Annotated in this window: 17 protein-coding genes, 1 tRNA gene and 1 other RNA gene; 10 read left to right on the top strand and 9 right to left on the bottom strand. The window is 61.9% G+C overall.

All coding sequences use genetic code 11. The features are described from left to right. The first annotated feature begins 85 nt into the window (after positions 1-85). The 5 genes from CXQ94_RS07465 (at position 86) to CXQ94_RS07450 (ending at position 3815) form a co-directional block, all read left to right on the top strand. Positions 86-1561: a glyceraldehyde-3-phosphate dehydrogenase gene (locus CXQ94_RS07465; RefSeq protein WP_104087883.1), complete on the top strand. Its 1476-nt coding sequence runs from the start codon at positions 86-88 to the stop codon at positions 1559-1561. Positions 1562-1688: 127 nt separating this feature from the next. Continuing rightward, positions 1689-2069, top strand: an RNA gene (gene rnpB / locus CXQ94_RS07460) — RNase P RNA component class A. Between the two features lie 116 nt (positions 2070-2185). Next, a complete protein-coding gene (locus tag CXQ94_RS22515) occupies positions 2186-2344 on the top strand; it encodes a hypothetical protein (protein ID WP_181034112.1) in 159 nt (52 codons plus the stop codon). A 29-nt stretch (positions 2345-2373) separates the two neighbouring features. Then, positions 2374-2916, top strand: a complete 543-nt coding sequence (locus CXQ94_RS07455) for a GNAT family N-acetyltransferase (RefSeq protein ID WP_104088499.1) — start codon at positions 2374-2376, stop codon at positions 2914-2916. 110 nt (positions 2917-3026) lie between these two features. After that, positions 3027-3815: an HNH endonuclease family protein gene (locus CXQ94_RS07450; protein WP_104087880.1), complete on the top strand. Its 789-nt coding sequence runs from the start codon at positions 3027-3029 to the stop codon at positions 3813-3815. A 1-nt stretch (position 3816) separates the two neighbouring features. On the opposite strand, the gene CXQ94_RS07445 is transcribed toward CXQ94_RS07450, so the two are convergent. From CXQ94_RS07445 to orn, 6 genes are all read right to left on the bottom strand, one after another. After that, positions 3817-5424 carry a peptide chain release factor 3 gene (locus CXQ94_RS07445; RefSeq protein ID WP_104087877.1) on the bottom strand — a complete coding sequence of 536 codons (1608 nt, stop codon included), beginning with the start codon at positions 5422-5424 and terminating at the stop codon, positions 3817-3819. Positions 5425-5574: 150 nt separating this feature from the next. Continuing rightward, a complete protein-coding gene (locus CXQ94_RS07440) occupies positions 5575-6435 on the bottom strand; it encodes an acyltransferase domain-containing protein (RefSeq protein ID WP_104087874.1) in 861 nt (286 codons plus the stop codon). A gap of 54 nt (positions 6436-6489) precedes the next feature. Beyond that, positions 6490-7935: a sugar porter family MFS transporter gene (locus tag CXQ94_RS07435; protein ID WP_104087870.1), complete on the bottom strand. Its 1446-nt coding sequence runs from the start codon at positions 7933-7935 to the stop codon at positions 6490-6492. A 263-nt stretch (positions 7936-8198) separates the two neighbouring features. Further along, positions 8199-8771 (bottom strand): peptide deformylase, encoded by a 573-nt coding sequence (gene def, locus CXQ94_RS07430; protein ID WP_104087867.1) that lies wholly within the window; start codon positions 8769-8771, stop codon positions 8199-8201. A gap of 96 nt (positions 8772-8867) precedes the next feature. Further along, a tRNA-His gene (locus CXQ94_RS07425) sits at positions 8868-8943 on the bottom strand. Positions 8944-9110: 167 nt separating this feature from the next. After that, positions 9111-9713 carry an oligoribonuclease gene (gene orn / locus CXQ94_RS07420; protein ID WP_258066839.1) on the bottom strand — a complete coding sequence of 201 codons (603 nt, stop codon included), beginning with the start codon at positions 9711-9713 and terminating at the stop codon, positions 9111-9113. 113 nt (positions 9714-9826) lie between these two features. Between orn and mptB (CXQ94_RS07415) the strand changes: the two genes are divergently transcribed. After that, positions 9827-11344 carry a polyprenol phosphomannose-dependent alpha 1,6 mannosyltransferase MptB gene (mptB, locus tag CXQ94_RS07415; protein ID WP_146070249.1) on the top strand — a complete coding sequence of 506 codons (1518 nt, stop codon included), beginning with the start codon at positions 9827-9829 and terminating at the stop codon, positions 11342-11344. A 370-nt stretch (positions 11345-11714) separates the two neighbouring features. On the opposite strand, the gene CXQ94_RS07410 is transcribed toward mptB (CXQ94_RS07415), so the two are convergent. Together CXQ94_RS07410 and CXQ94_RS07405 are read right to left on the bottom strand one after the other, a co-directional pair. Beyond that, on the bottom strand, positions 11715-13094 hold the full coding sequence (locus tag CXQ94_RS07410; protein ID WP_104087857.1) for a DUF2029 domain-containing protein: 1380 nt from the start codon (positions 13092-13094) through the stop codon (positions 11715-11717). Further along, complete coding sequence (locus CXQ94_RS07405) at positions 13030-14445, bottom strand: glycosyltransferase 87 family protein (protein ID WP_104087854.1); 1416 nt, start codon at positions 14443-14445, stop codon at positions 13030-13032. Before CXQ94_RS07405 ends, CXQ94_RS07410 begins: the two co-directional genes overlap by 65 nt. 141 nt (positions 14446-14586) lie before the next feature. Here CXQ94_RS07405 and mptB (CXQ94_RS07400) point away from each other — a divergent pair, with 141 nt between their 5' ends. Next, the gene (gene mptB, locus CXQ94_RS07400) at positions 14587-16134 is read left to right on the top strand and encodes a polyprenol phosphomannose-dependent alpha 1,6 mannosyltransferase MptB (protein WP_104087851.1); all 1548 of its coding nucleotides are present in this window, start codon (positions 14587-14589) and stop codon (positions 16132-16134) included. Here the strand turns inward: mptB (CXQ94_RS07400) and CXQ94_RS07395 are convergent. Next, positions 16131-16832 (bottom strand): DNA alkylation repair protein, encoded by a 702-nt coding sequence (locus CXQ94_RS07395; protein WP_104088496.1) that lies wholly within the window; start codon positions 16830-16832, stop codon positions 16131-16133. The genes mptB (CXQ94_RS07400) and CXQ94_RS07395 overlap by 4 nt on opposite strands. A 63-nt stretch (positions 16833-16895) precedes the next feature. On the opposite strand from CXQ94_RS07395, the gene map reads away from it, so the two are divergent. The 3 genes from map (at position 16896) to CXQ94_RS07380 (ending at position 20045) form a co-directional block, all read left to right on the top strand. Then, positions 16896-17663 carry a type I methionyl aminopeptidase gene (map, locus tag CXQ94_RS07390; protein WP_104087848.1) on the top strand — a complete coding sequence of 256 codons (768 nt, stop codon included), beginning with the start codon at positions 16896-16898 and terminating at the stop codon, positions 17661-17663. 67 nt (positions 17664-17730) lie between these two features. Further along, positions 17731-18591, top strand: coding sequence for a putative protein N(5)-glutamine methyltransferase (locus CXQ94_RS07385; protein ID WP_104087845.1), 861 nt, complete (start codon positions 17731-17733; stop codon positions 18589-18591). A gap of 86 nt (positions 18592-18677) precedes the next feature. Continuing rightward, the gene (locus CXQ94_RS07380) at positions 18678-20045 is read left to right on the top strand and encodes a glutamate decarboxylase (RefSeq protein ID WP_104087842.1); all 1368 of its coding nucleotides are present in this window, start codon (positions 18678-18680) and stop codon (positions 20043-20045) included. Positions 20046-20137: the final 92 nt, after the last annotated feature.

Raw genomic sequence — 20137 nt, 5'->3', positions numbered from 1 at the left:
ACTGAACTCGCTGGTAACCACGCACGCTGCCTAAAATGGGTTCGGCCTCAACCAAGGGTGTTTTGGGCTAGAAAAGGTACTTGACGTGACACTGAACAGTGACCTCGCGCTGGACACATGGATCCAACGCGAAACCATGGCGGAAACAATGATTCCGCTCATCGGCCGCCTCTACCGCGAAAACAACGTGATCACCAGCATCCACGGACGTTCGCTGATTAACCAGTCTGTTATCAGCCTCCTCAAAGCGCACCGCTTTGCCCGGCAAATTGACGACGTAGAACTTCCTGTGGAGGAGACTCTTCCGCTTCTGAAAGCCCTTGTCACTCTGCAGCTGGGCGCCGCTTCGCTGGATTTGGCCCGCCTGAACGCTGGCTTCAAGGCCTCGGCAGAGGACGACCTTGAGAGTTACCTGCGCACTGAACTGGCCGACGTCGTCGATCGCTTTGGTGCCGACGAGCGCACCAGCACCGATGTGGTCCTGTATGGGTTCGGGCGTATTGGCCGCCTGCTGGCCCGCATCCTCATCGAACACTCCGGTGGCGGGCATGGCCTGCGCCTGCGAGCCATTGTGGTGCGCAAGGGTGGCGACGCGGATCTGACCAAGCGGGCCAGCCTGCTCCGCCGCGACTCCGTCCACGGCCCGTTTGACGGCACCATCACCGTCGATCATGAGAACAACGTGATCTTGGCCAACGGCACGGCCATTCAGGTCATCTACTCGGATAGCCCGTCGACCATTGACTACACGTCCTTCGGAATCAGCGACGCCCTGGTGGTGGATAACACGGGCCGCTGGCGCGACGAGGAAGGCCTCTCGCAACACCTGGCCAGCAAGGGTGTGTCCCGGGTGCTGCTGACCGCCCCGGGCAAGGGCACGCTGAAGAACATTGTCCACGGCATCAACCACGCCACCATCTCCGAGGCGGACAAGATCGTCACGGCAGCCTCATGCACCACCAATGCCATCACGCCCGTGCTGAAGGTCCTCAATGACAAGTACGGCATCGTGCACGGTCATGTGGAGACCGTCCACTCTTTCACTAACGATCAAAATCTGACGGACAACTTCCACAAGGGTGACCGCCGCGGGCGCTCGGCCGCTCTGAACATGGTGCTGACCGAAACCGGCGCCGCGAAGGCCGTGGCCAAGGCCCTGCCCGAGCTCGAGGGCAAGCTGTCCGGCAACTCCATCCGCGTCCCCACCCCGAACGTGTCCATGGCGATTCTGAACCTGACCCTGGAAAACGGCACCACGAAGGAAGAGGTCAACACCTACCTTCGCGACATGTCGCTGAACTCGGGCCTGCGCAAGCAGATCGACTTCATCGATTCCCCCGAAGTGGTCTCCAGCGACTTTGTGGGCTCCCGCCGCGCCGGCATTGTGGACGGACTTGCCACCATCAGCAACGACAAGCACCTGGTGCTGTACGTCTGGTACGACAACGAATTCGGCTACAGCTGCCAGGTGGTTCGGGTCATGGAGGAAATGGCTGGGGTCCATCCCCGCGCCTTCCCCGCTCTTGACACCGCTGCCGTGCCAGCCGCAGCGCTCATCTAGCTCTCGCGCCCAAGGCGGGTCCGGCGTCGGACACCAAAGTTCGACGCCGAACCTGCCTTTTGCATTTGTGCCCCGGTGTGTGTCCGTAGAACGCAGGTCGGTGAATCGACTACTATTACTAGTTGGATAGGGCAGCTAGGCAACCGCGCGTCACGCAAGTGGCTCGAGGAACGTCCGGGCTCCGCAGGACAGGGTGGTGGGTAACGCCCACTCGGGGTAACCCGCAGGACAGTGCCACAGAGAATAGACCGCCAGCACGGTTTCGTACCGGAGCAGGTAAGGGTGAAACGGTGGTGTAAGAGACCACCAGTTCCCTAGGTGACTAGGGAAGCTAGGTAAACCCCACCCGGAGCAAGGCCAGACAGGGCATGATTGAGGGCTGTTCGCCCGAGTGTCTGGGTAGGCTGCTAGAGGGCGTCGGCAACGGCGTTCGTAGATGGATGGTTGCCTCTCCGCCGCGGGTAACTGCGGCGGATGACAAAACCCGGCGTAACGGCTGCCCTATCCAAAACAACAGGCCATTCGACGCGTGAATTCGCGCCCGAATGGCCTTTTGTTTGCTGCGAAACCTAACGGCAGGGACGTGATCTAGCCAGCAGCTTGAGGCGGGCGTAGTCTCAAAACATGCTTACTTTAGTGCTGGTTTTGGTGGCCATTTGGCTCATCTTGGGCGTTGTAGGATTCATGTTCAAGGGACTGCTTTGGCTGGGATTCATCGCCATCGTTCTGGTCGTGGCCACGGTCGCCATTGGGTGGGTGCGGCGCAAGGCAGTGGACAAATAGCCGCCGACAATGTGCGTACACTTGCCAACATGTTGATACGCGAGGCAACCGCCGCCGATTGGCCAGGAATCTGGGCCGTCATGGAGCCCACCATCCGTGCCGGCGAGACCTACACCTTTGCCACCGACACCACCGAGGCAGCTATGCGCTCGGAGTGGCTTCCCGATGAAACCCCCACACACGACGCCGGCACCCAGTCCCGCAACAGCCGCAGCTATGTTGTCACGGAGGAAACCGGTGGGACCTCGGCACCCATGATTGTGGCGACCGCGCAGTTGCACCCCAATCATCCTGGTGCAGGGTCTCATGTGGCTAACGCTTCTTTCATGGTGCACCCCAACCATGAAGGCAAGGGATACGGACGGCTGCTGGCCTACCATGTGCTGGATGCTGCCGCGGCCGAGGGCTACCAGGCAATGGTCTTCAACGCGGTGGTCGAGTCCAACAAGGGAGCCGTGAGACTGTGGCAGTCACTGGGCTTTGAGATTCTGACCACTATCCCGGCTGCGTTTGAACACCCCGTTCACGGACGCGTTGGCCTGCACGTCATGTACAAGGCCCTGGGCAAGTAGCCTGGCGGCACACTACCTGTGCATAACCATCTGCGCGACGTTCCTGCTGTGCCTAGACTTGCAGCCATGGCCAACCTTCCACTGGGCGCTCCCGTCCCCGCCGCGCACTGATGCGCGCCCCGCCCGGCCGGACGCGACACCCCGGGCGGGGCCTGCTTGCCTCGGCGGCGGTGCTGGCCTTGTTGCTGTCCATCATGATGGCCGGGTGGCTGCACGCCAGCGGCCGCTGGCCGTTTGAGCCGGAAGCTGGCCCACCGCCAGCCATCAGCACACCGGCTCCGGGGCTGGGGAAACCCGTAGTCCATGTTGGCCCGGCAACGGCGCTTGCTGTGCTGGAGACAATACCCGTCAAAGGCAAGGCACCCAGAAACAAGTATGAGCGAAGCGCCTTCGGTGAAGCTTGGCTCGATGCCGACTCCAACGCCTGCGACACCCGCAATGACATCTTGCGCCGTGACCTGACCCAGACCACCTATGCGACAGGCTCCCTGTGTCTTGTGGCCACCGGCACCTTGCAGGATCCGTACACGGGCCGGGCCATCGATTTCCGGCGTGGCGCGGAAACGAGTGCCGCCGTGCAGATCGACCACGTGGTGGCGCTCGGGAACGCCTGGCAGAGCGGTGCACAGGCGCTGACGCCGGTGCAGCGCCAAAGCCTGGCTAATGATCCCTTGAACCTGCTGGCCGTGGATGGGCCCGCCAACCAGGAAAAGTCGGATGGCGATGCAGCCACGTGGCTGCCACCCAACAAGGTCTTTCGCTGCCAGTACGTGGCCCGGCAGATATCGGTCAAGGCAGCCTACAGGCTGTGGGTCACCCCGGCGGAAAAGGCCGCCATGCAGCGCGTGTTGGGGCAGTGCCCCGGCACCACAAGCCTGCCGTCGGGGTATGGGCCCTGAACTAGGCCATCTTGGTGCCGATTTCTGTCAGCGTGAGATCGGGGTGGTTCTTTTCAACCCGGCGCATGGCCCAAATGTCGTTGAACAGGGCAAGGAACTCGCCGTCGCTGCGCTCAAGCACCTCAGCACCATGGACATTGGCCAGCGTGGCCGCAGCCTCCGGCGTCGTCAGCCTGGCGAGGCTGTAGGGCAGACGCTCCAAACGCATGGGGGCATTGAAATCGTGGTGCATGCGGTCCTCGACCACCTCAAACTGCATGGGACCAACGGCCGCCAGCACGGGCGCCTGGTCACCTCGGAGATCGGACCGCAACACCTGGATGACACCTTCGTGCTCCAGCTGTTCGATCCCGCGCCGGAACTGCTTGTACTTGCTGGGGTCCTTGGAGCGGGCCACCTGGAAGTGTTCGGGGGCGAACAGTGGGATGGCCGGGAATTCCACCGGCTCCTCCACGAACAGGCTGTCACCGACGCGCAGGGCCGAGGCATTGACAAGTCCGACGACGTCGCCGGGGAACGCGGTATCAATGACCTCGCGCTCACGGCCGAACACCTGCTGAGCGTACTTGGTGGCGAATGACTTGCCGGTGCGTCCCTGCGTGACAACCATGCCGCGCTCGAACATGCCCGAGCACACGCGGATGAATGCCACATGGTCGCGGTGGGCCTGGTTCATGCCGGCCTGGACCTTGAACACGAAACCGGAGAACGGGGCCTCGATGGGGCGAGGGGTGCCGGTGACATCGGGGCGTGCGGCTGCCGGCGGGGCGAAGTCCACCAAGGTGTCAAGGATTTGCTTGACACCAAAGTTCAGCGCGGCCGAGGAGAACAGCAGCGGAGTGGCCTTGCCAGCGTAGAACGCCTCCAGATCCAAGGGGGCATCCTGGTCAACCACAAGACTGGCCTCGTCGATGGAGTCGTCCCAGGCGACGCCTTCGGACTCGGCGGCTTGCTCCGGGGTGAGGTATTCGGTCAAGGCGATGTGTGCGCCAGAGCTGTTGCGGGCAAACTTGGCGAACTCGTTGCGCTGAATATCCCAGACACCACGGAAGTCACCGGCAATACCGATGGCCCAGGTCAGCGGCATGGGCGTCAACCCGGTGCGTTCGGTGATCTCGTCCATGAGTTCCAGCGGGTCTAGGCCGGGGCGGTCCCACTTGTTGATGACGGTGATGATGGGAAGGTTGCGCTGGCGGCACACCTCAAAAAGTTTCATGGTCTGGGTTTCCAGGCCCTTACCGGCGTCAACCAGCATCACGGCGCAGTCCACGGCGGCCAGCACGCGGTAGGTGTCCTCGGAGAAGTCGGCGTGACCGGGAGTGTCCAGCAAGTTGATGACGGTGTCCCGGTAGGAGAACTGCAATGCGGCCGAGCTGATCGAGATGCCGCGGTCCTTCTCCATCTGCTGCCAGTCGGAGACCGTGTCCTTGCGATTGGACTTGCCATTCGTGGCACCGGCCGTGCCAATCACCTTCGCGTGCAAGGCCAAGGCCTCCGTCAGCGTCGACTTTCCCGCATCAGGGTGGGAGATGACGGCAAAAGTGCGACGCCGGGTGGCCTGTCCTGTGATTTCAGTGACGCGGGCGGGGGACTGGGCCGGAGAGGACACGAGACTACTTTCTAGGGGTGTTAAATTCTTTGGTGGCGTGGGCGGGGCGAAAGAACTTCAAGAGCACGGCAAAACGCCAACTCCCAAGTTTAGCGCAGCTGCGCCGAGGAGCGCTGATCGGCCAAAAGTGTGCTGGCCAAAGTGTGTGGGCTAGTGCGGCAGCACCAGGTACCCAAAACCCAACTGCCAAGCACCTCCGGCAGCGATGCGATCCAAAACTACCTTTTGCAACGCCGTCGTGCGAGGGAGCTGGTCAAGGTTTTCCATACTGCGCGTGCGGAAGGTGAAGTACACGGCGTCGGTGGGTTCATCCCGTGGGGTGCCGTACGGGGTAAAGAGCGCTGCGAAGCGCGAAATGTTCGACCATTCGTCAATGTGTGCGGCCAGATAGGGGTCAAGCAGCCATGACTCGCAATTGGCGATCCTGACCGGTTGGGCAGGAAAATGGGTGGCGAAAAACTTGCTGGCCGCTGTCAGGCTTTCGGACACGGATTGCTGGCTGAGGCCGCCGTCTTCGGGGATGTGAACGCCCAGGATCCATTCGCCGTCGGACACGCCAGGAACGGCCGCCGTGGGCTGATGAATCAGGTACTGCAAGCGGCCCAGCTGGAAGATCCGCCCGGAGAAGACATTGGTCAGCCACTTGTAAGTGTCCATCCCGAACCGGCCGTGGACGCGGCGGTTGATCGCCAGGTTCCTGCCGAAGTCGGCCAGGGTGTCCCGGCTAACGGCGTCCGGAATGTCTTTTTCGGCATGCCACGTCAGGATGGCGGGAACAAAACGCACCATGGCTTCAAGCCAATCGCGCTCGGTGACAGGGACTTCCGGGGTGCCCAGCTCAGGCACCGAAGCATCGGAGCTTCCCAGCCGTGCGGAGAGGTACTCCTGGACGAGTTGCGCAGCGGGGCTGACGGGCCCCTCGATCAGTGCCTGGCATTGCTGGCGGTCCTCATCAGCTACACCCAGATAATCAAGGGCCAGGTCTGTGCGCAGTGCTGTGTGCGGAATCATCAAGCCAGCTTATCGAGTTTTCGTGATGGCATGGTTTTCGTGACCGTGCCGAGACTACTTGGCGGCCTTGGGTTTCTTCACGAACAATGTCTCGGCCTGTTCAAGGGACATGCCATTGGTTTCCGGGATCTTGAACATGACAAAGAAGAACGACGCCGTAGCGAACAGTGCATACATCCCGTAGGTCAGCGGCAGGGACGCAGCCGCCATGACGGGGAAGCTGAGCGTAATCAAGAAGTTGGCGATCCACTGAGCGGCCGCCGCCAGACCCAGGGCGCGGGCGCGGATACGCGACGGGAAAATCTCACCCAGTAGCACCCAGACGAGAGGTCCCCACGAGGCTCCGAAGCTGACCACGAATACGTTGGCAGCCACCAGAGCTATGGGACCCCATGCGCCGCTCAAGGTCACATCCGAGCCTGTGCCGGTGGCCGAAGCGAAAGCCAAGGCCATAGTGCCAAGGGAAACCGCCATGCCGATGGAGCCGGTGAGCAAGATGGGGCGTCGACCGATCCTATCCACGAGCGCGATGGCGACCAGGGTAACCAAGATATTCACGACGGCGGTCACCACCGAAATGGTCAGCGAATCCTTTTCCTGGAAACCTACCGCCTGCCACAGCGTGGTGGAGTAATAGAAGATGACGTTGATGCCAACGAACTGTTGCAGAACGGAAAGGATGATGCCAATCCAGACCACCGGCAGCAAGCCAAAACGCTTGCCCCGCAACGAGCCCTTCTTCGCAGAAAGCGAATCCTCGGCGATGGCGGCCTTGATGTCGCGGATGCTGCGATCGGTGTCCTCATCCGGGGCAATAGTTTTGAAGACGAGCGCGGCTTCTTCTTCTTTGCCCTTGACCACCAAGAAACGGGGGGATTCGGGCAGGACGAACGCAATGGCACCATAAACGAGTGCAGGGACGATTCCGGCCAGGAACATCCAGCGCCACGCCGGCAAGCCGAACCAGAGGTCTTGAAGGGCGCTACCGGCCGCGTTGGCAAAAAGCGCATCGGAGAGCAGGGCGGCAAAGATACCCACCGTGATGGCCAGCTGCTGCAAAGAAGCCAGACGTCCGCGGTGCTTGCGAGGGGAAATTTCAGAGATGTAGGCAGGGGCAATGACGGAGGCCAGCCCAATGCCCAAACCGCCCACCAGACGCCAGGCAATGAGGTCCACGACGTTGAACGCCAGGCCGGTGCCGATAGCACTGACCAGGAACAGGCCGGCGCCCAGTTTCATGGCCGGGATACGGCCCCACGCGTCGGCAATCCTTCCAGCCAGGTAGGCGCCCAATGCGCAGCCAAGCAAGGCGACAGCCACGGCAAAACCTGTCAGGGCGTCACCGAGTTTGAACTGACCCTGAATGGCGTCAACGGCGCCGTTGACAACGGACGAATCAAAACCGAAGAGGAAACCACCCACCGCACCGGCAACGGCCAAGCCAATCACTTTACGTGGAATCCCCGAACTGACTACGGGCTCGTTATTGATATTGGACATGGTTTCCCCTCAAAGTCAGCTAACCCAGAACGGGCTCGCCATGAAAAAGACCGTATGCAACTTATCCATACGGCCAACATACTCCCCAACTGCTCCCACTGCTCGCTTCGCTCGTAGCGGGCCCCTCGCAGTTGGGGGCCCACCCAAGTTGTGCCACTGTTTGCTTCGCTCGTAGCGGGCCCCTCGCAGACGAGTTGGGCCCACGCGCCCGAGGGACCCGTGTTTGCCGCGCCCCGCGCGGCAAACACGGGAGGGCGTGGGGATTAGTGCCCGAACGGGTCCGGATCCACGCCAGGCATCCACGTCAACCCGGGGACGCCCCAACCGTTGCTCTTGGCAGCGCGCTTGGCCTTCTTGGCGAAGCGGGCGTTGAGCCTATCGACGTAGAGCTTTCCATCGAGGTGATCGTATTCGTGCTGCATGCACCGGGCAAACCAGCCGGTGGCTTCAAAGTCGAGCGGGTTGCCGTCAACATCGAATCCGCGGACCCGCACCCATTCGGCACGCTTGAGCGGGAAGTCGATGCCGGGGACTGAGAGGCAGCCTTCAACCTCGTCGTCGGGGTCAGGGGCGTTGCCGGAAATCTTTCCCACCGTCAGCGTGGGGTTGACCAGCACGCCGCGATCGGGAACGCCGTCGTCGTTCTCCATGTGGTAGGTGAAGATGCGCAGGCCAACACCAATTTGGGGGGCCGCCAAACCTACCCCATGGGCGGCGTCCATGGTCTCGAGCATGTCGGCGACCAGTGACTTCAGGGAGTCGTCAAAAACTTTGACTTCCTCGGCCCGGCGGTGGAGAACGGGCTCGCCCAGAATGGTTACGGGGTGGATGGTCATCGCAGAATCCTTTGCCGACGTACTGCCAAACAGTGGGGAATGAAAAACACCCCGATCAAATGATCGGGGTGTTTCGTGTTTCATCAAGAAACACCTTGGGGTGAGATACGGGGGTTGAACCCGCGACCTCCTGGACCACAACCAGGCGCTCTGCCAACTGAGCTAATCCCACCATGCGCTACCGGCCACATTCACACTCGGAAGTGATCCTTGCGGTTGAGGCAACGACGACTACTTTACACGTTTTCGGGGATGCTCATTGCCAAAAAGGGTTGTTTTGGCCAAAAAGTGATCTAAATCGCTTCCCGAAGCTCCTGCACCCTTGATTTTCCGCGGAGCTTAGTTGGCAAACTTGGCGGCAATCTTTTTTGCCGTTGCCGAATCCGGACCTGGTGCAGGCACAAAAACGGCTTCACGGTAGTACTTGAGCTCGTTGATGCTGTCCTGGATGTCGCCCAGGGCGCGGTGGCCACCCGTCTTGGGCGGCGACTGGAAGTAGGCGCGTGCGAACCAGCGTCGGGAGAGTTCCTTGATGGTGGAGACATCGATGACGCGGTAGTGCAGGTGTTCGACGAGCTCGGGCATGTCCCGGGCCAGGAAAACCTTGTCCGTGCCGATCGAGTTGCCCGCCAGTGGCGCCTTGTTGGGCTGCGGGACGTACTTTTTGATGTACGCCAAAACTTGGGCCTGGGCATCCTCCATGGTGGTGCCGCCGTCGAGCTCGTCAATGAGCTTGGAGGAGGTGTGCATGTTGCGGACAAAGTCATTCATCTGCGCCAACGCCTCATCGGTGGGCTTGATCACCACATCCACCCCGTCGCCAAGAATGTTCAGCTCGGAGTCGGTCACCAGCACCGCCACCTCGATCAATGCGTCGTTGACGGCATCCAGGCCGGTCATCTCACAATCAATCCATACAATACGTTCGTTAGTAATAGGCACGCCTCCAATGTACCGCGAACCCCGGTCTTGCCGCCGCTGGTAAAATTGCATCGACAGATCCTGCGTGGTGACCACCATGACGCGGGAAAGCTACTTTCGACGGCCGGAGACCAGTGACGACACCCTCGCCTCCCGCCTCGGGCGAACAAACAATCTCGGCACACCGGCCGTGGATCGCGTTGCTGCAAGGACTGGTTGGTTCCCTCCTGATCCTGGCAGGATCGCTCGGCGTCGGGTGGATAGCCAACGGCTCGCCGATGATCCGCAACACCCTTGTCATTGCCTTGCGTACTGACGGTACGGGCGTAGTGGTTTCGACCATTGCGTTGACGCTGGGAGCCATGATTTTGCTGAGATCCTGGCTGCGGCTGGGGCAGCGACTTTCACAGTGGGGCGCCGGATCCCTGAAGCAGGTGGTCCTGGCCGTGGTGCTCTGGGGTGCGCCACTTTTTGTTGCCGTCCCCATCTTCTCCCGCGACGTCTACGCCTACACGGGCCAGGGCCGTTTGATGGCGGAGAACCTGAACCCGTACACCACCGGCATCTCCGCGTTGAGCAACTGGTTCATGTTGGGAACCGACCCGTCCTGGGCCGAAAACCGTACGCCGTACGGCCCACTATTCCTGTGGCTGTCCCGCGGCGTTGTGGCCATTACCGGCGCCCAACCAGACCTTTCGGTGCTCCTTTTCCGCCTTTTGGCGTGCATTGGAGTGGCATTGTGCGTGATTTATCTCCCAAAATTGGCCGAATTCTGCGGCTACAACGGGGCACGCGCCTTGTGGATTTCCGTGGCCAACCCCTTGTTCTTGATCTCCTTCATTGCCAGCGCCCACAATGACGCACTCATGGTGGGCCTGGCCGTTTGCGGAACCTACTTTGCGGCAACGAGGAAACCAATCCTGGCTATTGTCATGGTGACCGCCTCGATTGCCGTCAAGCCCATCACCATAGTGCTTCTGCCTTTCATAGGACTCCTCTGGGCCGGCAAGGCTGCCGGGTGGGGGCGCCGGTTCGCTTGTTGGGGCGCCACGGTGGCGATCAGCGCACTACTGCTGTGGCTCGCTGGTATTCCGCACAACCTCGGATTCGGTTGGACCTGGGCCCTGCTGGATGGAACGCCCGGCTATACGGGGTACTCGCCGTCCGGATTCGGCGGGCAACTGGTGGGTTCGGCGGCCCATGCCGTGGGCCTCGATGGCGCTTTATTTGAAGGCGGCTTCCGCACGCTTCTGACCGTGGCGAGCATCGGCATCGCGGGGTGGCTGGTCCTCTTTGGTGACCCCCATAAGGTGGTGCGACGGCTTGCGCTGGCATTCGCCGCCGTCGTCATGCTGGCACCCATCATCCAACCCTGGTACATCCTGTGGTTCCTGCCGTTCCTGGCGGCCACCGGAATCAAGAACAACTGGCAAATCAAGGTTTGCTACGTGGTCATTGGGTTCTTTGTAGTCTTTGGCGCCCAGGACCAACTGTTCGTGTGGAATTTTGTTGACCTGCCGATGGCCACGAAGGCGCTGTCCTACTGGGTGGCGATTGCCGTAGTTGGCTATCTGCTGCTCATCGACGTCCACACACGCAAACTGCTATTCACCAAGGGCCACGAGCTGGCACCCGCCGCTTCCCTGAAGTAGGAGGCTCGACGGCGAGAGGGATCCAGGATTACTCTCTGCCTTGGCCAAGCGAAATCGGCGCAGGTAAAGTCAGGTGCTGCCCTGAAGATCCGAATCCAAGGGCGACCGTCCAATGCGCCAACCTCCCGTTCCTGGCCAGCCCGGGGGTGCCAACGTGAGGGCGCGGTCCTCGGTGGTCCGCAATATGTTCGTCAAGGTGAAGCCCGGCATCGTTGAGTTCTCGGGTTCGCCACGTATGGCCGCTGTCTGGCAGATGGGCTGCCAGCAGCTTCCCCGCGCCGAGGCTCGCCCAGTTTTGGGGCGGTTTCGGTGCGGAACGGCTACCAGGGCGCAGGTGGCAAGAACCGACGTCGTTCTCGGCGCGGACTCGCTACCTCGGCGCGGGGGCGTGAGTCAGGCTGTCGCTGGTCTTCGTGGCCTTGCGGCCTAGCTCGATGGTTCGCTGCACAGCCCACACCAGCAAGGTCACGAGCAGTACATTGCGGATGGTGAGTACCGCGGCCATGATCGGGTTCGCGTGAATGAGCGGGGTGTAGAACAGCGGGTAGATGACAAAGGTTGTGACGGCGATCCCCATCAGCAGCGTGGCCGGGACCTTCCATCGATCCCAGTTGTGCGTGAGGCCGGCGATGACCACCGGTGCCAGCCAGATGATGAACTGGGGGGAGCCCACCTTGTTGAAGACGATGAAGGCGGTGACCATGAGCAAGGAGCCCTCCAGGAGCAGTTCCTCGCGCTCGGCACCGCGGCGTAGCGCCCAGATCATCAACAGCGCGCCAGCAACCGTGGCAACGATCAGCAGCGGCTGCATCAGCAGGGCCGCCACATCGGCGCCGGGACCGTAGACCTCGGTGGAATTGATCGCCACGTTGTCAGCGATCTGGGACCCGCCAATGTTCAAAACGCTCAGCCACACCCACGGGGTGGAAAACGTTGCCTCAAGCTGCATGCCGCGTTCGCCCTGGTTGATGGCGAAGTCGAACAGGTGCGAGCCGGCGCCGGTGAAGAAGGTGATCCCGGCTACGACGGCGCTGACGGCCACCCCGGCCAGCAACACGCGGACCCGTTGGGCGCTGGCAATGAGCAAGGGAGCGATAACAGCGGCGGGCCAGACCTTAATCCAGGTCGCCACGGACAGCAGGACGGCGGCCACAACGGGTCGATCGGCCGCGTAGAGCAAAGCTATAAGCACAATCGGGGCCGTGATGCCCTCGACCCGGGCAAAGCTGAGGTAGCCCATGAAGATGGTGAAGAATAGCCAAAACCATGCCGGGGCAATGCCGCGCTGCACCCGCGGGCCGCGGGTCAAGTAAAAGAGTCCGACGGCGTTGAGCGCAATGATGATCAACGTCCACCCCAGCAGGTACAGGGACGGGCCAAAGATGTTGGCGGCGAAGATCGGGATCTGGGCCAGAACAGGATAAACCCAGGGGCTGATGATCTGGCCCAGGTCGCTGGGGTTGTAACCCAGTTGGGCCCACTGCCGGTATTGCTCCGTGTCGCTAAAAGTGTTGCCGTGAACGATGAATGTCATCATCCACCCCAGGAAAAAGAGGTGAACGGCGGCGAACCCCCACCACACGCTGGCGGGCGTGCGGAACCAGGAAATGAGCGACGGCGGGAGGAATCGGTTGCGGAGCAGGACGGTCCGCTTCAGGATCCGCTCGAAAAGTGGCGTTGAAATCTTAAGACTCCCCGCCGGAGGCTGAGACAGTTGCAGGCCCTGTGTCGGCCCTTGGGGCCACAGCATCAGCGGAAGACTTTGCCTTGCGGCCCGCCAAGAACAAAGCCCGCACCGACCAGATGAACAGCAACACGAGCATTAGGTTGCGCAGCGTAAGCACGGCGGCCATGACGGGGTTGTTGTGGGACAAGGCATCGTAAAACATTGGGTAGACCGCAAAGGTGAGCGCGCCAATGCCAATGAGCATGGCAGCCGGGACTCGCCAGGCCCTCATGTTGTAGGCCAGACCCACGGCAACAGCGGGTGAAAGCCAGACCATAAACTGGGGGGAGCCCACCTTGTTGAACACCACAAAGGCGGTTGCCAAGGCCAGTGAGCCCAGCAGCAACAGCTCCGTGCGGTCCGCACCACCATTGCGCTTGCCCGTGTGCAGAGCCCAGAAAATGAGTGCGGCAACCACCAGGGCGGCCAGAATGAGCAAGGGCTGCATCAGTACGCTCATGACCTCGGTGCCGGGGCCGTCCACCTGCATGGAGTTGATGTCGTGGTTCATGAACATGCGTGCGCCGCCAATGTCCAGCACACTCATCCACAGCCACGGAGTGGTGAAGGTTGCCTCGAGTTGCATACCCCGATCGCCCTGTTCCAACAGGAAGTTCAGCAGTTTGGGCAGCGCGTTCATGCTCAGCGCCAGTGCCACCACAAACGCCGTCACCAGCATGCCGGCAAGGACCACACGCACCCGTTGCTTCACAACAGTCAAAAGGGCCAGAACGACGGCGGCCGGCCACACTTTGACCCACGTGGCTACGCTGAGAATCAATGACGTCACAAACGGTTGGGCCACGCCAATCGAGAGGGCAATCAGCACCATGGGGGCCGTGAAGCCGTCGACTCGGGCGAACCCCAGCCAGCCCAGCAATGCGGTGAAGCCGATCCACCACAGTGCCGCCGGGATCGCCTTGGTGTTCTTGCCCCAGCTGGTCAGCTTTGCCACGGCCAGGCCGTTGAGAATGGTGATCATCAAGACCCAGAGGAACAAGAACGGGCCGCTGCCGAAGAGGTAGGCCAGCGCCATGGGAATCTGCGCCAGGATGGGGTACACCCAAGGGCTGGGGCCGGTGACCTGGTTTGCGTCGAAACCTGCCTCGGCCCACGCCCGGTAAACGTAGGTGTCGCTGAAGGCATCGCCTCGGAGCGACAAGACCGCCGCAAAAATGACGAAGAAAAGGTGAACTACGGCGAAAATGATCCATAGTCCTCGCGGGGTTTGCAACCACGCCTGGGCTGGTGCCGGAAGGACCCGGTCCCGGAAACGGGCGAGCGCGGCAAAGAATGTGTCCGTGGAGATGGTTGGATCCTTCTCAAGCGTGATTGGGTAGAATGCGAAGAACGGTGTTCTTCGCGCTTTATACATATTAGCGCAGCCGATATTTTTTCCACGGTTCGGTGGAGCCATCGCGGGCTGGAAAAGCTGGCGGTTGGCAGAGGCCAGTGACAGTTCAGGAGTGAGTGATTGAGCCGCCCGAGTATTGCTGAACACGAGGTGAGGAGTCCGGTGTCAGCTCAGGATTCAGCGCGCACCGGCACCGCGACTTCCGCGGTATGGCAGGGTTTTGCCGGTTCCATGATGTTGCTGCTGGGATCCTTGGGGGTTGGCTGGTTGGCGAGCAGTTCGTCGTTGATCAGGGCACAGCTTTTCATTGTGGCAAGAACCACACCAGTAGCCGTCGTCACGTGCACCGTCCTGCTTTGCGTTGGGGCGATTCTGATGTTGCGTGCCTGGCTGCGCCTCTCCCAACATTTTCGGGGCTGGGACAACGACTCCAAGTCCCTACTGATCAAGGCGCTGGCGCTGTGGGTGGCGCCCATGATGGTGGCCCTGCCCCTCTTCAGCCGCGACTCCTATGCTTACATCGGCCAGGGCCGGCTCATGGAGCAGGGGCTAAACCCCTACACCAACGGCATCTCGGCGTTGAGCAACTACTTCATGCTGGGCCCGGACACGCTGTGGACCGAGGCGCCCACCCCTTACGGCCCCGTGTGGCTGTGGATCGAGCAGGCCGCCGTGTGGGTAGCCAATGGCAGCCCCGAGGTGGCGTTGATCCCCTTCCGTCTGGCCAGCCTTGCCGGTGTGATTCTTTTGGCCATCTATGTACCCCGGCTTGCCGAGCTGCACGGCTTCAACCCCAACCGCGCACTCTGGATGGTGGTACTGAACCCCGTGCTGCTGATCAACTTCGTAGCCAGCGTGCACAATGATTCGCTGATGCTGGGACTGGTGGTGGCGGGGATTTATTACGCATCAGTCAAACACCCCATAGCCGGGATTCTGCTGGTGACGGCGTCCATTGCCATCAAACCCATCACCTTGATCGCCCTGCCCTTTGTTGGTTTGTTGTGGGCGGGTTCGCAGGCCGGCTGGGTGCGGAAGTTTGCCGTCTGGGCTGCCACCTTGGGCATTTCCGCCGGTGTCATGGCGGCCATGGGGTTTGTCAACGGACTGGGTTTTGGCTGGTTGGCGGCCCTGCAGACCCCTGGCACGGTCTGGATCTGGTACGCGCCGGTGGGTCTGTTCTCGCATCTTGTTGGCTTTATTGTTTCCTTCTTTGGCGGGGCAGGAGCCTCGGTGACGGACGTTATCCAAGCTGTCGGGCAGGTCATTTCGATCCTGCTCGTCATGGCGTTGGCGTTCGTCAACGTTCGCATGCCTGCTTCGGGCGGGCTTGGACAGGACCTGACGGGGGAGGCAAGGTACTCGCAGGCTGTGCTTCGCCGCATGGCGTGGGCCTTCGCCGCCGTCGTCCTGCTGGCCCCCATGATCCAGCCCTGGTACATGCTCTGGCTCTTGGCGTTCTTCGCCGTGACGGGCGTCAAGGACGGCTGGCAGTTGCGGACACTGTGCTACCTGACGCTGTTCTTCACCTTAATTGCCTTGACGGACCAGCTGAGTATCTTCCCCGGCATTTCGGTGGCATTGGTGCGCACCGTGGCCATCAGCTCGGCGGTGCTGGGGGCGCTCTACCTCATGTTCTGGGACAAAAAGGTACGGGAGATTTTTGTGCCGCGCCGGATGCCGGTGACGGTCGGGCCCCAGGCTTCCTAGGCTCCTAGATGTTTGAGCGCCTCACGCCGCGAGAGCGGACTGAGCTGTTCGGCATAGGTGGACACAAAGTCCAGCACCCAATTCGGGTCCGTCTTGGCGTGCTGACGTAGGGCCCAGCCAATCGCTTTGCGAATGAAGAACTCCTTGTCGGTGAGATTCTCCACCGTCACATCGTGCAGCAACACCGTGTCAGTTGATTGTTTTGCGGGCAACTGGGCGATGATTGCCGCCCGTCGGAACCAAAAGTTCGGGTGGACGCTCCACATGCGCAATAGCGGATCCATGGTGTCCCGGTGAGTTTGCAGCAATTCGCACAGCCGAGGTGCCACGGAATCCACATAGTCCCACCACTGGCCCGTCTCGATCACAGACACGTAGAACGGCAGCAGCGCCATTTCGCCTCTGCCCATGCGTGAATCGGTCAGCATGATGGCCGAGTAGCGTTCCTCCCGAAATTCGGCGCCATTCCACAAATGAGCCACCGTGGCGCCAAGCTGCCCGGCGTCGGCGAAAGGGTGTTCCTTGGCAAGCGCCCGCACCGTTTTGCGCACTGCCGGTGACGGAGCGCCAAGGTATGGCATGGTCGATTTCATGTAGGCCGCCATGCCCGCAGCCTTCTCGGGAATGGCGGCCGCCTCAAGTGCCGGGCGCAGGGCCGCGAGGAACAGGCGGTTGGGGGAAGCGGCGTCGTCCGTCATTCCCACAGCGTAGCGGCCTTCGGTACTGTGGATGTAACACTTCACCGCAGTAAGGGACCTCCCATGGGCAAGATCAAGACAGCTACGGAAATCGCCGCAATGCGCGAGGCCGGGCGCATCGTCGCGCAGGCGCTGGCCGCCGTCAGGGCCCATGCCGATGTGGGGGTGAGCCTGAAAGAGCTCGACGCCGTCGCCGCCAGCGTGTTCAGCGATGCCGGCGCCGTCCCTGCCTTCCTGAACTACCATCCGCGCTGGGCGCCCACTCCCTTCCCCGGCGTGATCTGCGCCAGTGTCAACGATGCCGTGGTCCACGGCATCCCCAACGGCTACAGGCTGGCCGACGGAGACCTGGTCAGTATTGACGCCGGAGCGTTCCTCGAAGGCTGGTGCGGCGACTCGGCCATCAGCTTCACCGTGGGTCAGGGTCGCCCCGAGGACCTGGCCCTCATCGCCGCCACCGACGCCGCACTTGCCCGGGGCATTGACGCGGCCCGGATCGGCAACACCATGGGCCACATCGGCCACGCCATCGAGAAGGAGGCCAGGCGCGCCGGTTACGGGCTGCTGGCCGACCACGGTGGCCACGGCATCGGCAAGGCCATGCACGAGGAACCGCCCGTCCCCAATGAAGGCCGGCCGGGCCGTGGAATGAAACTGACGGAGGGGCTCGTTATTGCCATTGAGCCCATGTTGATTGCCGGTGGCAGGGACGATTACCAGCACGACGGCGACGGCTGGACCCTGCGCTCGCTCAAGGGCAAGCGGGCAGCCCATAGCGAACACACCATCGCCATCACCGCCGACGGTCCCGTGATCTTGACACTGCCCTGACCAGACGGCGGCACTGTTCTGCGCCTAGCCCAGTTTTGGCAGGATAGGGGGCTAGAATCTGGTTTCCATGGAGCCACATCCGATTCTGTCGCCGGACACTGTTGTGAGAACGCTGCGGGCCGCCGGATGTGTCTATGCCGAAGACGAGGCAGCGATTTTGAGCGAGGCAGCCCAGACTCCCGCAGAACTGGCCGCCATGATGGGGCAACGGGTGGCCGGGTTCCCGCTGGAACACATCGTGGGCTGGGCCCAGTTTCGCGGGTTGCGGATAACGGTGACCCCGGGTGTCTTTGTGCCGAGGCTGCGCACCGAACTCCTGGTCAGCAAGGCCCTGGAAGTCCTGCGCTCCCACCAACACGGCCACACAACAGAGGCCGAGGTTGCTGCCGGGCGGGACCACAGCCACCGGGTGGTTGTGGACCTGTGCTGCGGCAGCGGGGCCGTGGGGGCAGCACTAGCCCACGAGCATTCCGGCCTGGAAATGTACGCGGCTGACATAGACCCTGCCGCGGTGGCCTGCGCCGGGGCGAACCTCAGGAGCGTCAACGGGCACGCCTCCTGCGGCGACTTGTTTGACGCCATTCCAATCATCCTGCGCGGTGTGGTGGATGTGGTGGTGGCCAACGCCCCCTACGTTCCCACGCAAGAGATTGCGTTCATGCCGGCCGAGGCCCGCCTGCACGAACCGGATTCGGCACTCAACGGCGGGGCTGACGGCCTGGAAATCCAACGCAGGATTGCGGCGCAGGCCCGCAGCTGGTTGCGGCCCGGCGGCTCGCTGCTGGTGGAGACAAGTATGAGGCAGTCGGCTCTGAGCGCGCGGATCATGGCGGCTCATGGATTCGCCGCCTCGATCTCACACAGCGAAGAACTCGACGGCACGGTGGTCACCGGAAGACTGGGGGACCGGGCGAACACCAGTCAGTGACGGGTCTACTGAAATCGTGCGAATGTGGTTAGCCTCGGTACTACGGAGCAAATCGCGTATCCAAGGGAATCACCAGGGAGCAACCCATGAGCCTGCACCAACGCCATCCTCAGCACGACGAGAACATGATCGATTCGGCCTTCGACGGTGGGGTGGGGTCAATCCCCAAGCACCGTTTGCCCAGGCACACCCAGAGCGCGGATGCCGCCATGCGGTTCGTCCAGGATGAGCTGATGCTTGACGGCAATGCACGCCAGAATCTGGCAACGTTCGTGACCACATGGATGGAACCACAGGCGGCAACCCTGATCCAGGAGTCGCTGGAGAAGAACATTATTGACAAGGATGAGTATCCACAGTCGGCAGAAATTGAGCGGCGTTGCGTGAACATCCTGGCGAATTTGTGGCATGCCTCTACGCCCGCCGGGGGAGCGGACGCCGTCGGATGCTCCACGACGGGATCCTCCGAGGCGGCCATGTTGGCCGGTATGGCGCTCAAATGGAGGTGGCGGGCCCGCCAGGAAGCTGCCGGGGCTGATGCCACCAAGCCCAACCTGGTCATGGGGGCCAATGTACAGGTGTGCTGGGAAAAGTTTGCCCGCTACTGGGATGTTGAGGCCCGGCTAGTCCCGCTCGACGGCGCCACCCACCTGACCGCTGCACAGGCCGCCGCGGCCTGCGATGAGAACACGATCGGGGTTGTGGCCGTGCTGGGGTCAACCTTTGACGGCTCCTATGAACCGGTAGCCGAAATCGCCGCGGCCCTTGATGCCCTTCAAACCAGCACGGGACTGGATATCCCGCTCCATGTGGACGCCGCCTCCGGAGGGTTCATTGCCCCGTTCCTAGACCAAGACCTCCGCTGGGATTTTCGCCTAGACCGGGTAAAGTCCATCAACGCCTCCGGCCACAAATACGGCCTTGTCTATCCCGGCGTGGGCTGGGTGGTGTGGCGCAGTGCCGATGACTTGCCCAAGGACTTGATCTTCAGCGTGGACTATCTGGGCGGCTCCATGCCAACCTTTGCCCTGAACTTTTCCCGCCCGGCCGCCCAGGTCATAGCCCAGTACTACACCCTGGTACGGTACGGCTTTGACGGCTACCAACGCATCCAGCAACGTGCGCGCGACATCGCCACAACCATTGCCAAGGGCGTTGAACAGCTGGGAGTGTTTACCCTCATCAGCTGGGGGGATGAGCTCCCGGTACTGGCGTTCAGCTTGACGACGCCGGACGCTTTCACCGTTTACGACCTTTCCCATGAGCTGCGCAGCTTTGGTTGGATCGTGCCCGCCTACCCGATGCCCGAGGGAATGGCCGACGTCGATGTGCTGCGCGTGGTGGTACGCAACGGGTTCACCTTCGACCTGGCCGGAATGTTCCTGAGCGACCTGGCCGCGTCGGTGGAGCGGCTCGCCGGGAAAGCTCCCGACCGGGTGGCTTTCCACCACTAGGAACGCGCGGCGGGGGCTAAATTTCGAGCCAAAGCCGGGCTTCCGGTTTAGTGCGGCGAAGGCGAAAATAGATGCAGAGCCTGTATGTCGCA

This window comes from Arthrobacter sp. GMC3 (genome assembly GCF_002929305.1).
GTDB lineage: Bacteria > Actinomycetota > Actinomycetes > Actinomycetales > Micrococcaceae > Specibacter.
Note: the sequence above shows the minus strand (reverse complement) of the source record. Positions and strands in the feature narration are given on the sequence as shown.

Coding starts and splice junctions, on each gene's coding strand:
- CXQ94_RS07450 (WP_104087880.1), top strand. CDS start 3,027: ATGCGCGCCCCGCCCGGCCGGACGCGACACCCCGGGCGGGGCCTGCTT.
- CXQ94_RS07440 (WP_104087874.1), bottom strand. CDS start 6,435: ATGATTCCGCACACAGCACTGCGCACAGACCTGGCCCTTGATTATCTG.
- CXQ94_RS07395 (WP_104088496.1), bottom strand. CDS start 16,832: ATGACGGACGACGCCGCTTCCCCCAACCGCCTGTTCCTCGCGGCCCTG.
- CXQ94_RS07385 (WP_104087845.1), top strand. CDS start 17,731: ATGGAGCCACATCCGATTCTGTCGCCGGACACTGTTGTGAGAACGCTG.
- CXQ94_RS22515 (WP_181034112.1), top strand. CDS start 2,186: ATGCTTACTTTAGTGCTGGTTTTGGTGGCCATTTGGCTCATCTTGGGC.
- CXQ94_RS07405 (WP_104087854.1), bottom strand. CDS start 14,445: ATGTATAAAGCGCGAAGAACACCGTTCTTCGCATTCTACCCAATCACG.
- CXQ94_RS07435 (WP_104087870.1), bottom strand. CDS start 7,935: ATGTCCAATATCAATAACGAGCCCGTAGTCAGTTCGGGGATTCCACGT.
- def (WP_104087867.1), bottom strand. CDS start 8,771: ATGACCATCCACCCCGTAACCATTCTGGGCGAGCCCGTTCTCCACCGC.
- CXQ94_RS07410 (WP_104087857.1), bottom strand. CDS start 13,094: ATGCTGTGGCCCCAAGGGCCGACACAGGGCCTGCAACTGTCTCAGCCT.
- map (WP_104087848.1), top strand. CDS start 16,896: ATGGGCAAGATCAAGACAGCTACGGAAATCGCCGCAATGCGCGAGGCC.
- CXQ94_RS07455 (WP_104088499.1), top strand. CDS start 2,374: ATGTTGATACGCGAGGCAACCGCCGCCGATTGGCCAGGAATCTGGGCC.
- CXQ94_RS07380 (WP_104087842.1), top strand. CDS start 18,678: ATGAGCCTGCACCAACGCCATCCTCAGCACGACGAGAACATGATCGAT.